The sequence below is a fragment of the Suttonella ornithocola genome, from assembly GCF_001889065.1.
GTDB lineage: Bacteria > Pseudomonadota > Gammaproteobacteria > Cardiobacteriales > Cardiobacteriaceae > Suttonella_A > Suttonella_A ornithocola.
Map to the genome: position 1 here is coordinate 1 of NZ_LWHB01000065.1, position 12,798 is coordinate 12,798.

The following is a 12,798-nucleotide window of genomic DNA, read 5'->3' on the forward strand; positions in this document are numbered from 1 at the left end:
TTTGGACGGCGTTGCTTTCTTTGGCAAAAAAATGCACTGATTTTTTTTGGAAAAGATCAAATCCAACTGTCTTGGCAAGCAGCGCTTCATAGTAAAGTGAGTATTTTTGCATTAACACCTTTAGAAAAGTTAAGTAATTCAGGATTAAAGTGGACGCTGAATGATAGCGTCTTATCACCTTACTGTGCTTTAGCAGCACGCAACGAAATGATAGAAGAAAAAGCCTCTGTAAGTTGGCAAAAAGGGTGCGGACTGGTTTTTTTACCACCTACTGTTACGTTGCTTTAAAATCGCATATTACTCTGCACTCAAAGCTTCAATGGATAAAATTTCTAAGGCTTCTTGTTGCCATGAAATCAGTGCTTCACTTTCTAGCTGACGAATTAGCCGAGAAAGGGTTTCAGGTCGGATAGCTAAAAATTGTGCTAAATCTTTTTTGGTCATTGTGAGTTGCAAAGTTATCGGCGCTTTTGCTTTTTCAGGAATTAACTGGCGAATATAGTGCGATCAGCTAAAAAACAAAACATCCTATAGCCCTTATCTAGCCATTCTGGCGGTAGATAACATTCTGTTTTTTAGCTGATTTGACTATATATTCAATAAATCGGCTGCGCGCATCTAAAACGCTTAGCATTTCTATTTGGCGACTTAACTGATGAATATGCTCGCAACAATGTCCCAATAAAGCAGTAGCTAATGCGCTATTATTGACAATCATTTCGCGATAATAAGCACTATCTACGGCTAACAGCTGAGAGGGAGCAATCGTCATTGCATTGGCAGGATAGCTAGTGCGTTGCATAAACATTAAGGCTTCTGCAAAGCTATCTCCCGCCTCAAAAATGCGAACCGTTTTTTCTTTGCCATCAGGCGCAGAGAAATAGAGCCTGACCCCGCCTTCAAGGACAAAATAAAAAGCTTTTGCTGGACTATTTTTTTGAAAAACAATTGCTCCTTGTGCAAAGGATTGCACGCGACTATGAGCGAGTAAATCTTGTTTTTGTTGTGTATTTAATGGCGCAAAAAGGTAATGCTGACTAACAGCAGCCAATAAAATTTCTTTATTCATGGGTGGCTACCCTGTAGTGTTTGCAAATTTGTTGATTGCCAAGCACTAAGTTCAACTCATCATTTGGATGAAGTTTGCCAACGCCTTTTGGCGTGCCAGTAAATAAAATATCGCCACGGCGTAGGGTGAAATATTGGCTTAAAAACGCAATTTGTTCGGCGATTGGAAAGAGCATCATTTGGCTATTGCCTTGTTGACGAGTTTCATCATTGACTGTTAAAGAAAAAAGAATCGCTTCATCAAGCTTAAAGGCATCTGCATCTAGAAATTCAGAAACACAAGCCGCGCCATCAAAGCCTTTTGCTAATTCCCAAGATGCTCCTTGATTTTTAAGCTGCGTTTGTTTGTCTCTCGCCGTTAAATCTAGTCCAATGCCCCAACCGCCAATATGTTGTTCGGTATCTTCAGCGGCAATATTTTTTCCGCCTTTTCCAATTAAGACAACAATTTCCGTTTCATAATGAATGTCTTGAGAGAAACTAGGAAGAACAATCGTATCGCTCGTATTTAATGCAGTAGCAGGTTTAGTAAAAATCAACGGTTCTTCAGGACGCTGATTGCCTAATTCTTCAATATGCGCGGCATAATTGCGTCCAACACAAAAAATCGTGCCTAATGCTTGAGGTTCTCCATTGGTGAAAGTGAGTTCCATATTGTCCTCCTTTGGGTTAAGCACTTATTATATAAGTTCTTGAGCATCTTTTTTCGCAAGCGGTTTAAAACTTATTCACGCCAACGCAACGCAAACTTTTCAACCAATCCAATCAACCAAGCACCGCCAATGCCTAATAAAGACAGAAGTACCACACCTGCTAATAGTTGGTCAATTCTAAAGAGCGCGCCTGCATTCAAAATATACGTTCCAATACCCGTTTGCGCACCAATCATCTCGGCTGCTACCACCATGGTAATGCCAATCGAATAAGAAATGCGACATCCCGCTAAAATGCCGGGTAACGCACCGGGTAAAATAATTTTACTAATCAACGCAGTAGGCGATAAACCAAAACTTTGCCCCATGCGAATGAGATTGCGGTCAACACTATCAACGGCGGCGTAAGTGGCAATTATGGTCGGAAAATACACGCCAAAAAGAATGGTCGCAATTTTAGACCCCTCACCAATACCAAACCACACCACAAATAACGGCAATAAGGCAATTTTAGGCACGGGAAATAAAGCAGATACCAGCGGTAATAATCCTGCGCGTGCGTAAGTCCAAAGCCCAATTGACACTCCCGTCACCACGCCAAATATCGTGCCTAAACTCCAACCAATCGCTAAACGCTCAACGCTCGCTCCCATATGTTGCGCTAATCCACCACTTTGATAGAGCTCAACGAGTTGCGCCCAAATTTCCGCAGGGGAAGCGAGTGCTAACGGATTAACCCAGCCAAAGCTGCTTGCCATTTGCCAAATCAGAATGATTGCCGTAAACACCACAGGCGATACCCAACGAGGGATATGGCGGTGAAAAGGACGGCTGCGTAAAGGAACAGGAGTAAGATTTTCAGTCATAATCGTTTATTAGAGAGAGAATAAATTATTGATAAACAGCTATTACTCATAATAACTCTCTATCTGCCGCTTGCGCTTCTCGACGCATGACATGCCATAAATTTTTTTCAATGGCTTGTAGCTGTGCGTCATGTGCACTGCGTTCGCCAAGCGGAGTATCAACGGTAACGATTTTGTGAATCCGTCCCGGACGGCGACTAAGCACAATAATTTTATGCCCTAAGCGCACGGCTTCATTGAGGTTATGAGTAACATAGACAGCGGAAAACGGCGTGCTTTGCCAAAGCGCGATAAAGTCATCTAACAATAATTCTTTTGTTTGACTATCTAGTGCTGATAATGGCTCATCCATGAGCAAAATGGCGGGGCGAACCGCTAAGGCGCGAGCAATCACTACCCGCTGTTTCATTCCGCCTGATAATTGTCGCGGCCATGCACGCGTAAATTCTGATAAACGCGTGCGCAATAGAACTTCTGCTATTCGTTCCTGTTTTTCGGCTTTGGATAAGTGATAAGCTTCCAAAGCTAGCGCAATATTACCCGCAACCGTGCGCCAAGGCAGCAAGGCAAAGTCTTGAAAAATATAGGTGAGCGGATTAAGCGTCCCTTCAGGGGCTTTTCCGCCTATCAAGACTTGCCCTTCACTAGGGCGCTCTAATCCCCCTAACATTCTTAATAATGTTGATTTTCCACAACCAGACGGTCCGATAATGCAGACAATTTCTCCCGCTTCGACTTCAAAATTGATATCTTCTAAAATTGCGCGAGATTGGTAGTAGTGGGAGAGTCCTTGAATGCTGAGTTTCACTTTGCTGCCTCGCCTGCATCCGGCGTGATAATCGTCGCACCTTCCAAGTTTGCAGGAATAATTTTTTGTGCTTTAAACCAATCAATTTGTTTGAGCGCATCTTTGGTATTGAGCGCTGCTCCCGGCGATAGGCGCATATCATCGCTAGCAATCAATTTAGCCGCTTTTTCTGGCGCTTCGTCGCTGTAAACATATTTATGCACCATATCAATGACGGCTTGGGTTTCTTTTTTATCGGCAGTTTTATCGACTAATGCCGCGTTATAATCTGCAATCCCTTGTGCAAAGGCTTTTTTAAAAGCGTTGACTTGCTCGGGATGTTCTTGAACGTTTTTGGTGGAAGTAAAAAGGACGGTTACTTGATAATTGGGTAAATACTCTGCCACTTTTCCGATGCCTTTTACTTTGCCTTCAGCGATTAAGCGATTAGCAATATTCGGCTGAATTGCCCAAGCATCGACTTGACCTGTGGATAGTGCAGAAATAATGGTTGGAACGGCATTAAGCGGCACCATTTGCAAAGATTTAGGCTCAACACCTGCAGCTTTCGCAATCTTGCTGCCCATATAGCTAAAAGATGAACCTGCTGTGGTTACCGCCCAACGTTTACCGCTTAAGTCTTTAGGCGTTTTTAAGCCTTTTTCATAAGCGGCATTAGAAGCGATAATCACTTGTCCGGGAACATCATCAGCTTCTTGCAAAGCGCCACCAAAAATCCGAATGGCATCGCCTCTAGCAGCTAAATTTAATAGTCCACCCGTAATCGCGGTAACGCCATAATCCAAATCCCCAGAAGCAATCGCAACAGCCATTTGTTGTGCCGATTGAAAGCGAACCAACTCCGCATCTAAGCCTTGTTTTTCAAAATAGCCGCGTTCTTTCGCAATAAAATTAGGAGAATGTGCGGTAAAACTAATATATCCAACTTTGATGGGTTCAGCTGCAAAACTTGGAATAGCGATGGTGGCAAATAGTAATGTCCATAGTTTTTTCATTATGATGCTCCTTGTGTAAAGCGAGTTATCATACCGAAAATTACAACTATAGCCAAATCAGCTAAAAACGGAACTTTCTATAAACCCTACCTAGCTACTTCTAGCGGTAAGGTAATGTTTATAAAACGTCCTGTTTTTTAGTTGATTTGACTATATCTGTCGTTTAGCCCATAAAAAAGCCCAGTGAAAAACTGAGCTGTTTATTTAACATTCAATAGCGCTTCTTAGTAAGGGTTTGCGCTATTGACAGTTTGCTGAACTTTTATTGTACCAACTTGCTCTGCAACGCCTTGACTAACACCGCTATCATTATTACCAGGTAAAACAACTGGTGAAGCGGTATCTTTTTGAACGGTGACTGCGCCTTTTGCAATGGTTTCTTCTGTTGCTGCAGGATTAGCATAATTACTATCGCGTGCTTGAGCGTCTTCAGCTGCGGTATTGCCCGGCGATGCGCAAGCCATGAGTAAAGCAATATTTAAGGTTTTTATTTTTTCTCCTAAGTGATTTGAAATCATATTGTTACCTTATCAGGCTAAACCAAAATTAAGATGACCAATTTTTATAGCATTTTTCATTTTATACATAAATGTATAAAACCTATGTGTATTTTGTTCTTTATTTAAAAGTCGCTAATCTATATTTTCGATAAAAAGTTTTGAATTTTGCTTTTCAGTCAAGATTTAATTCTCTGATATTACTCGCTACAATAATTCGCTTCTTATCAATTTATTTACTTTATGACTGCCGAACACACGCCGATGATGCAACAATATCTCGGCATTAAAAAAGATTTTCCCGATATTTTATTACTCTATCGTATGGGGGATTTTTATGAGCTTTTTTATGATGATGCGAAAAAAGCCAGTGAATTATTAGGCATTTCGTTAACGGTACGCGGGAAAAGTGCAGGTGAGCCGATTCCGATGGCGGGCGTTCCCGTTCATGCGCTAGAAACATATTTAGCTAAATTGGTTAAGCTAGGCGTTTCTGCGGTGATATGCGAACAGATTGGCGATCCAGCACAAAGTAAAGGACCGGTTGAGCGTGCGGTTACGCGCATTATTACGCCGGGTACGCTAACAGATGAAGCCTTATTAGATGAAAGTCGCGATAATATTTTGCTCGCGATTTATCAGGAAAAAAATCAATATTTTTTAGCTTATGCGGATATTACGCGTGGGGATTTTCATTTAAGTACGGCTTTATCAGAAGAAACCTTACAGGCAGAACTAGAACGTTTACGTCCAGCAGAGATTTTGATTGCGGAAAGTCATCGAATGCCCAATCCCCCTCATCATGTTCGCCCTCGGCGTCAGCCTGACTGGTACTTCGATGCTGATAGCGCGCTACATTTGATTTATAACCATTATCAAATTCAAAGTGCAGATAGTTTTGGCATTGCAGAAACCGATCCAGCGCTACGAGCGGCAGGGTGTTTATTGCAATATCTTTATGACACGCATAAGCAACAGCTTCCTCCGTTATCTGCGCCTAGAAAACAGCAATCAACGGAATATCTTTTATTAGACGCCGCGACTCGGCGCAATTTAGAAATAGAATATACGCTTTCGGGAGAAGCAAAACGGAGTTTGATTGGTAGTTTAAACTGCTGTCGTAGTGCTGCGGGAACACGAACATTTAAACGTTGGATCAATCAGCCTTTAACCAATCATCAAGCAATTGAAGCACGCTTAGATGCGGTCAAGGCTTTATTAACCCTAACCAATAGAAGTCATTTGCGAGATTTATTGCGTCAGAGTGCAGACATTGAACGTATCACGACGCGTATAGCGCTTAAAAGTGCCCGACCACGAGAGTTAGGGCAATTACGCGATACCTTGTCTCTGCTTCCGGAAATTGCCAGTACTTTACAAACGGTTTTAGCAGATAGCCTATTACTACAGCATCATCATGTGCCTCTAACAGCGCATACGGAAAACAGCGAATTATTAACGAATGCGTTGGTGGAAGCGCCACCATTAACGTTAAAAGATGGTGGTGTTTTTCAAACAGGCTATTTGCCAGCGCTTGATGAACTTACGCATCTTGCTGAACATAGCGAAAGCATTTTAGCGGAAATGGAAATGCGCGAGCGTGAACAAAGCGGAATTGCTAATTTAAAAATCGGTTACAACCGCGTACATGGGTATTATATTGATATCCCGCGTAGCCAAAGTGAACACGCCCCCGTGACTTGGACACGTCGTCAGACGCTTAAAAATAGCGAACGATATATTACCGCAGAGCTAAAAGACTTAGAAGACCGCGTCTTACACGCGAAAGAACAAGCGCTAGCTTTGGAAAAACAGGCTTATGAGGCTTTATTAGTGCAGCTTGACGAGCATCGAGAAGCGCTTTATCAATTAGCGCAAGCCTTAGCAGAAATAGATGTGTTAGCGGCATTTGCAGAATTAGCGGCTAAGCAGCAATATTGTCGCCCGAGTTTTAGCGACACACCGCAGCTTCATATCCAAGAAGGGCGGCATCCCGTGGTGGAAATCCATAGCGAGCAACCGTTTATTGCAAATAATGCGACTTTATCCCATAAACAGCGTTTACAAATTCTCACGGGTCCTAATATGGGCGGTAAAAGCACATATATGCGCCAAAATGCCTTGATTGCTTTATTGGCTTGTGCGGGAAGTTATGTACCGGCTAAATCCGCAGTGATTGGGAAAATTCATCGCATTTTTACCCGTATTGGTGCGAGTGATGATTTGGCAGGGGGACGCTCTACCTTTATGGTGGAAATGACAGAAACTGCTAATATCCTCAATAATGCCGATGAATATAGCTTAGTGATTATGGATGAAATTGGGCGCGGAACAGGAACGTTTGACGGCTTATCGCTGGCGTGGGCAGCAGCCGAACATTTAGCCTCAAAAAATCAATCATTGACACTATTTGCAACCCATTATTTTGAGTTGACTGAACTGGCTAATCGACATAAAACGATACGCAATATTCATCTTTCCGCTGTTGAAGACAAGGAAAACATCGTCTTTTTGCATCAAGTACAACAAGGTGCAGCGAGCAAAAGCTATGGTTTACAAGTGGCGCGACTAGCCGGCGTACCGCCTGCCGTTTTACATCAAGCACGTAGTAAATTGCGAGAATTGGAAAGCGAGCGAGAGCGTGCTAATCGGATGATGCGGCAAACAGATTTATTTGCTAGTAGCACGGCAGCACCGAATAATATGGCAGTAAGCTTGCCTGATAATATTCAATCCTTATTAGATACGCTGAATGAAACCGATCCAGACAATCTCACGCCAAAAGCTGCACACGAATTATTGTATGCTTTAAAAGCAGGATTATCGAATGAGTGAATTTTTTGCGAGTTTGCAGTTTGCCATTATTGTTACTCTGCCAAATATTTTATTACCCATGTTGGGGATTTATTTACGACGGCGTGGGCAAGTAACCGTTGAATTCTGCACACAAGCAACACACTTGGTCTTTACTTATGGATTGCCTTTATTATTGTTTACCAACTTAGTGGAAAACGATATTCACTATGGTGAGCAAGCCAGACTGTTAACTGCTGGTATTGTCTGCACATTGGTCTTGTATATTGGTGCTGAAATTTATGCTTATCGTTATATTCCAGCGGTAAAAGATAAAGGCGTTTTTGTGCAAGGTGTATTCCGTAGCAACATGGCAATCTTAGGGCTTGCCTTTATTCAAAATGCCTATGGTAATGCTGGCTTGGCAGGCGGTGCAGTTTATATGGGTGTGGTAACAATTTTATATAATATCTTAGCGGTGATTACGTTAAGCCGAGAAGAAAATAATCGAGGAAAACTGACGCAAATTGGTAAAAAAATTCTCAGTAATCCACTAATCATCGCTATCGTCTTTGCGCTGATTTTACAGCGCCTACAGCTACATCCCCCGCAAGTATTGATGAAAACAGCACGTATATTAGCGGGGATTTCCTTACCGCTTGCGCTGATTTGCGCGGGGGCAACTTTTACTTTATCTGAATTAAGGACAGCTGGTGGGCTGACAGTAAAAGCCAGTTTTGCGCGCTTAATTATTGCGCCATTCATTGTCGTGATGATTGGCTTACTTTTCGGCTTACGAGGAATTCCAATGGGAATTTTATTCTTAATGAATGCTAGTTCTGCCGCTGCCTCTGGCTATGTAATGGCGCGGGCAATGGACGCAAATCACGTTGCGGCAGCGAATATATTGGCATTAACGACCGTTGGTTCGGGTTTTACCGCGGCAGCAGGAATTGTTATCTTGCATGCATTAGGCTGGATGTAAAACGCTTTTAAGCGTCTTAGCTTTTCCTCCTTTTCTTGTTTCATTTTCTTAAAAAATAGAGCATCTTATAAACCTTATCTAGAGCCTATCTTTTTATAATTATTTTAGAAGTCTCGCGCACGTATTGTTAGCGAAATTCACAGAAATTTACCGTCTGAGACCTTTGCAAAATTTCGTTTTATACTAATTTTTGCTACTAGCAGAAAAATTAACACTATGATTTTAATATGTTTTCAAAATTTAAAAAATTGAAATTCCTCTATTTTATGTTTTTTTGCAAAGATCTCCGTCCGTAAAAAACTATTTTGGATTTTGTAAAAAATTTGGTTAGCTTTATTGAAAGATTATAGGCGACGGTCATAAAAATTTATCTCTAAATCATCTAGAAAATGGCATATTTATTAATGTCATTTGGCACTTCAATTAGAGGTTAATAATATTCTGTATTTCAGATGAGTTAACGATCAATGTTTTCAAATATAGTTTAGCAGTTCATCAATTTGTTTGGCTTGATAGTCAGGGGTTGTGTTTGGGTTTGCGAGCATTGCAGGAATATCGGCATATCCATAAGTAACGAGCAGGGTTTTCGCACCAGCGGCTTTTCCAGATAGGATATCGTTTGGAGAATCGCCCACCATTAGTAGCGCTGTTGGCTCAACGTTCATGTCTTTAGCAGCCGCTAATATTTGAGCAGGGTCAGGTTTGTGAACGGGTAAGGTATCGCCGCCATAGATGGTGGTGAAGTATTGAGCAATGTTGAAATGGTTTAGGAGGTTTTTAGCATGTTTTTCGGGTTTGTTGGTAACCAATGCTAAGGGAATCCCTTTTTGATAGAGCTTTTCTAAGGTTTGCGCAACGTGGGGATAAAGGGTGGTATGGACGGTGAGGTGGTCATAGTAGTAATCGCGGTGCAGGGTGAAGGCTTCATCAACCCGTTCATTATCTCGACCATTTCTATCGCCTGTCAGTGAGCGATGAACAAGTTCTAGTGCGCCATCGCCAATATAGGTTTCAATGGTCGATTCTGGTAGTGGCGCTAATCCATAATGCGCACGCATTTGGTTAACACTTGCTGCAAGGTCTGGAAGACTGTGAATCAGAGTACCGTCTAAATCAAAGGCAATGGCTTGGATGTTTGACATGAGTTTATCCTTTTTCGTTGAGTTTTATTGCTTGTTTAATGCTGTTTTCGTCCATTTCGTAGAGAGCACCTGCTCGTCCGACAAGAAGGGGGTCAATAGCACCAATGGCTGCATGGTCTTTTTCCTTGTAGTCTAGTTTTTGTAAAACATAGCGCATGGCATTTAAACGCGCGCGTTTTTTGCAATTGGATTTCACGACTATCCATGGGCTTTCTGGGATATCGGTATGGTAAAACATGGCTTCTTTGGCAGCGGTATATTCATCCCATTTATTAACGCTGGCTTTATCCATTGGACTGAGCTTCCATTGTTTTAATGGGTGTCCTTCTCTAGCTTTGAAGCGCCTTCTTTGTTCGTCTTGACTGACAGAGAACCAAAATTTAATCAGCACAATGCCGCTTTTAATGAGGTTGCGCTCTAGTTCGGGAACTTGGTGCATGAAGTTTTCATACTGTTCGTCGGTGCAAAAGCCCATGACGCGCTCGACGCCTGCGCGGTTATACCATGAGCGATCAAATAAGACGATTTCGCCTTTGGTGGGGAGGTGTTTGATATAGCGTTGGAAATACCATTGTCCGAGTTCTTCTTCGGTGGGTTTTTCTAATGCGACTACACGTGCGCCACGCGGATTAAGGTGTTCCATAAAGCGTTTAATGGTGCCGCCTTTGCCTGCCGCATCTCGTCCTTCAAAGAGAATAACAATACGTTGTCCAGTTTCTTTTACCCATTTTTGGAGTTTGAGCAGCTCAACTTGTAGATGATATTTTTGTTTTTCGTAGTTTTTACGGCTCATCCGATTTTTATAGGGATAAACGCCTTCTCGCCAATTTTCAACTAATTCATCATCGGCTTTGATGCCTGTTTTTGCTACATCAGCTAGGGTATGTTTGATAAGGATATGTTGTAAGGCTTGTAAGTCATCAGGGGAAGCGCCGCTGAGAATGGCGTCTAAATGACTAACCATGCTTTCGGTATTTCCAGAAAGGTTTTCTCGATGGGCAATATCAGCAATAGCGGCAAACCGACCGTCTTGTGCGCGTTGGACGCGCGTGGCGTGTTCGTGTGCTGCAATCTTTTGGCTTGGCGGACTATTGATTGCTTCAATATCTTTTGGTTTGGTGATTTTGTGTTTATGAGATGAGTTTGTTGGTTTTTTTGTTGTCATGTTTTTCTCCTCTAACAAGTGGTTTATCATAACAAATTGTGTGAAAGAATGTGCAAAGCTGGAATTTTTAAGGTATGGTAAAGCGTGTCTTAAAAGTCTGTATAAATAAATATGAACACAACCACCTCACTTTTAGATGTTAAGCACCTTCAAATTACTTATCCTTCCCGACATGGAGATTTTCATGCGGTAAAAGATGTTTCTTTTTCGCTCTATCCTGGAGAAATTTTAGGGATTGTTGGGGAGTCGGGTGCAGGAAAATCAACGATTGGCAATGCTGTTGCAGGCTTGTTAACCCCGCCGGGTTATGTGTCGGGTGGAGAGATTTTCTTGGATGGTAAAGATATTCGGCAATTATCTATAGAAGAGATGCGCGTTTTGCGCGGCAAAAATATTGGGTTTATTTTTCAAGACCCAATGACCTCGCTTAATCCGTTGTTTACGATTGAGGATCAGTTAATTGAGCCGATGATGCTGCATTTAGGATTGTCTTTGGTGCAGGCGCGTACGCGTGCGATAGAGTTGTTGTCGGCAGTGGGTATTGATGAACCAGAAGTAAGAATGAAGCAGTATCCGCATCAGTTTTCTGGCGGTATGCGGCAACGGGTGGTGATTGCGGTGGCGCTTTCAACGCATCCAAAAATGATTATTGCCGATGAACCAACAACAGCGTTAGATGTCTCTATTCAAGACCAGATTTTACAGTTGCTGCGGAAGTTATGCCAAGAAAATAATGTTGGCTGTATTTTGGTTACCCATGATATGGGGGTGGTGGCATCGGTATGCGATCGCGTGATGGTAACGTATCGTGGGGAAAAGGTAGAAATTGGCGAAACAGAGCAGGTACTGCGTCGTCCGGTGCATGATTATACGAAGAGTTTAATTGCAGCGATTCCGCCGTCGCAAAAGAAAATTCAGCGTTTCCCATTGGTTTCTTATATTGAGGAAGCGCATCACGCGCCAAAGGAGTTGGATTTACGTACACATTGGCTAGGGCAAATGGAAGCCGCTAATGATGATTATGAAGGCGATATGCTGCAAGTAGAAAATATTTCTCTACGGTTTTGTACGCGGCATTCTTTATTTCCCGCCAAGCGTAAATATGTGCAAGCGGTAAAGCAAGTGAGCTTTTCGATCGCAAAAGGAGAAAGCTTTGGTTTGGTCGGCGAATCTGGTTCAGGAAAATCGACAATCGCTCGAATTTTAACGGGGCTTTATCATCCAGATGCAGGTAAAGTGATTTTTGAAGGCAGAGATTTGACAGCGTTAAAAAGCGAGAAAGCGCGTTTGCCTTATCGGCGAGAAATGCAAATGGTGTTTCAAAATCCGTATTCTTCATTAAACCCGCGGATGAAGGTAAAAGATATTATTGCTGAACCGATGCGCTTTCATCGCTTAGCGAGCGCCAGTGAAGCGGAAAAAGTGGTTAGCGATTTGATTGATTATGTGGGATTAGCAAAAGGTGCTGGTGAGAAGTATCCGCATGAGTTTTCTGGTGGACAACGTCAACGGATTTCTATTGCGCGCGCATTAGCGACGCGTCCACGTTTGTTGATTTGCGATGAACCAACCTCTGCTTTAGATGTGTCGGTGCAGGCGCAAATTTTGAATTTATTAAAGGATTTACAAGACGAATTGTCTTTGACCATGCTGTTTATTAGTCATGATTTGCCTGTGATTCGGCAGATGTGCGACCGAATTGGGGTGATGCGTTTTGGGCAGTTATTGGAAGTTGGGAATTCTGACATGATTTTTGATGCTGCCCAAAAAGACTATACGCGAGAACTCATCTCGTTGATGCCGCGCTTTGACGCGCTTTAATGTAA

The 12,798-nt window shown here is 42.4% G+C and carries 12 protein-coding genes and 1 pseudogene; 4 read left to right on the forward strand and 9 right to left on the reverse strand.

Annotation, left to right across the window (positions count from 1 at the left end; translation table 11 throughout):
- Positions 1-288 (forward strand): annotated as a pseudogene (locus A5N85_RS05605) (hypothetical protein); the annotation flags it as partial.
- 9 nt (positions 289-297) lie between these two features.
- On the opposite strand, the gene A5N85_RS05610 reads toward A5N85_RS05605, so the two are convergent.
- The 7 genes from A5N85_RS05610 to A5N85_RS05640 all read right to left on the reverse strand — a co-directional run bounded on the left by A5N85_RS05610 (position 298) and on the right by A5N85_RS05640 (position 4,908).
- Entirely contained in the window at positions 298-498 is a 201-nt protein-coding gene (locus tag A5N85_RS05610) for a helix-turn-helix domain-containing protein (RefSeq protein ID WP_346243168.1), read from the reverse strand.
- 43 nt (positions 499-541) lie between these two features.
- Positions 542-1,069 (reverse strand): Crp/Fnr family transcriptional regulator, encoded by a 528-nt coding sequence (locus A5N85_RS05615; protein WP_072576355.1) that lies wholly within the window; start codon positions 1,067-1,069, stop codon positions 542-544.
- The gene (locus tag A5N85_RS05620; RefSeq protein WP_072576356.1) at positions 1,062-1,721 is read right to left on the reverse strand and encodes a fumarylacetoacetate hydrolase family protein; all 660 of its coding nucleotides are present in this window, start codon (positions 1,719-1,721) and stop codon (positions 1,062-1,064) included. The genes A5N85_RS05615 and A5N85_RS05620 overlap by 8 nt, the downstream gene beginning before the upstream one ends.
- A 71-nt stretch (positions 1,722-1,792) precedes the next feature.
- On the reverse strand, positions 1,793-2,587 hold the full coding sequence (locus A5N85_RS05625) for an ABC transporter permease (protein WP_072576357.1): 795 nt from the start codon (positions 2,585-2,587) through the stop codon (positions 1,793-1,795).
- A gap of 46 nt (positions 2,588-2,633) precedes the next feature.
- Positions 2,634-3,395 (reverse strand): ABC transporter ATP-binding protein, encoded by a 762-nt coding sequence (locus tag A5N85_RS05630; protein WP_072576358.1) that lies wholly within the window; start codon positions 3,393-3,395, stop codon positions 2,634-2,636.
- Positions 3,392-4,390 (reverse strand): ABC transporter substrate-binding protein, encoded by a 999-nt coding sequence (locus A5N85_RS05635; protein WP_072576359.1) that lies wholly within the window; start codon positions 4,388-4,390, stop codon positions 3,392-3,394. The genes A5N85_RS05630 and A5N85_RS05635 overlap by 4 nt, the downstream gene beginning before the upstream one ends.
- Positions 4,391-4,614: 224 nt before the next feature.
- The gene (locus A5N85_RS05640) at positions 4,615-4,908 is read right to left on the reverse strand and encodes a hypothetical protein (RefSeq protein ID WP_072576360.1); all 294 of its coding nucleotides are present in this window, start codon (positions 4,906-4,908) and stop codon (positions 4,615-4,617) included.
- Between the two features lie 222 nt (positions 4,909-5,130).
- Between A5N85_RS05640 and mutS the strand changes: the two genes are divergently transcribed.
- Entirely contained in the window at positions 5,131-7,722 is a 2,592-nt protein-coding gene (gene mutS, locus A5N85_RS05645; protein ID WP_072576361.1) for a DNA mismatch repair protein MutS, read from the forward strand.
- Positions 7,715-8,665 carry an AEC family transporter gene (locus A5N85_RS05650; protein WP_072576362.1) on the forward strand — a complete coding sequence of 317 codons (951 nt, stop codon included), beginning with the start codon at positions 7,715-7,717 and terminating at the stop codon, positions 8,663-8,665. The genes mutS and A5N85_RS05650 overlap by 8 nt, the downstream gene beginning before the upstream one ends.
- A gap of 473 nt (positions 8,666-9,138) precedes the next feature.
- On the opposite strand, the gene A5N85_RS05655 is transcribed toward A5N85_RS05650, so the two are convergent.
- Positions 9,139-9,807: a phosphoglycolate phosphatase gene (locus tag A5N85_RS05655; protein ID WP_072576363.1), complete on the reverse strand. Its 669-nt coding sequence runs from the start codon at positions 9,805-9,807 to the stop codon at positions 9,139-9,141.
- 4 nt (positions 9,808-9,811) lie between these two features.
- Positions 9,812-10,972, reverse strand: coding sequence for a polyphosphate kinase 2 (gene ppk2, locus A5N85_RS05660; RefSeq protein WP_084601657.1), 1,161 nt, complete (start codon positions 10,970-10,972; stop codon positions 9,812-9,814).
- A gap of 111 nt (positions 10,973-11,083) precedes the next feature.
- Between ppk2 and A5N85_RS05665 the strand changes: the two genes are divergently transcribed.
- On the forward strand, positions 11,084-12,793 hold the full coding sequence (locus tag A5N85_RS05665) for a dipeptide ABC transporter ATP-binding protein (RefSeq protein WP_072576364.1): 1,710 nt from the start codon (positions 11,084-11,086) through the stop codon (positions 12,791-12,793).
- Positions 12,794-12,798: the final 5 nt, after the last annotated feature.

What these genes read in the sequence shown, in the direction of transcription:
- mutS (WP_072576361.1), top strand. Translation starts at nt 5,131, where the DNA reads ATGACTGCCGAACACACGCCGATGATGCAACAATATCTCGGCATTAAA.
- ppk2 (WP_084601657.1), bottom strand. Translation starts at nt 10,972, where the DNA reads ATGACAACAAAAAAACCAACAAACTCATCTCATAAACACAAAATCACC.
- A5N85_RS05650 (WP_072576362.1), top strand. Translation starts at nt 7,715, where the DNA reads ATGAGTGAATTTTTTGCGAGTTTGCAGTTTGCCATTATTGTTACTCTG.
- A5N85_RS05615 (WP_072576355.1), bottom strand. Translation starts at nt 1,069, where the DNA reads ATGAATAAAGAAATTTTATTGGCTGCTGTTAGTCAGCATTACCTTTTT.
- A5N85_RS05655 (WP_072576363.1), bottom strand. Translation starts at nt 9,807, where the DNA reads ATGTCAAACATCCAAGCCATTGCCTTTGATTTAGACGGTACTCTGATT.
- A5N85_RS05640 (WP_072576360.1), bottom strand. Translation starts at nt 4,908, where the DNA reads ATGATTTCAAATCACTTAGGAGAAAAAATAAAAACCTTAAATATTGCT.
- A5N85_RS05635 (WP_072576359.1), bottom strand. Translation starts at nt 4,390, where the DNA reads ATGAAAAAACTATGGACATTACTATTTGCCACCATCGCTATTCCAAGT.
- A5N85_RS05665 (WP_072576364.1), top strand. Translation starts at nt 11,084, where the DNA reads ATGAACACAACCACCTCACTTTTAGATGTTAAGCACCTTCAAATTACT.
- A5N85_RS05625 (WP_072576357.1), bottom strand. Translation starts at nt 2,587, where the DNA reads ATGACTGAAAATCTTACTCCTGTTCCTTTACGCAGCCGTCCTTTTCAC.
- A5N85_RS05620 (WP_072576356.1), bottom strand. Translation starts at nt 1,721, where the DNA reads ATGGAACTCACTTTCACCAATGGAGAACCTCAAGCATTAGGCACGATT.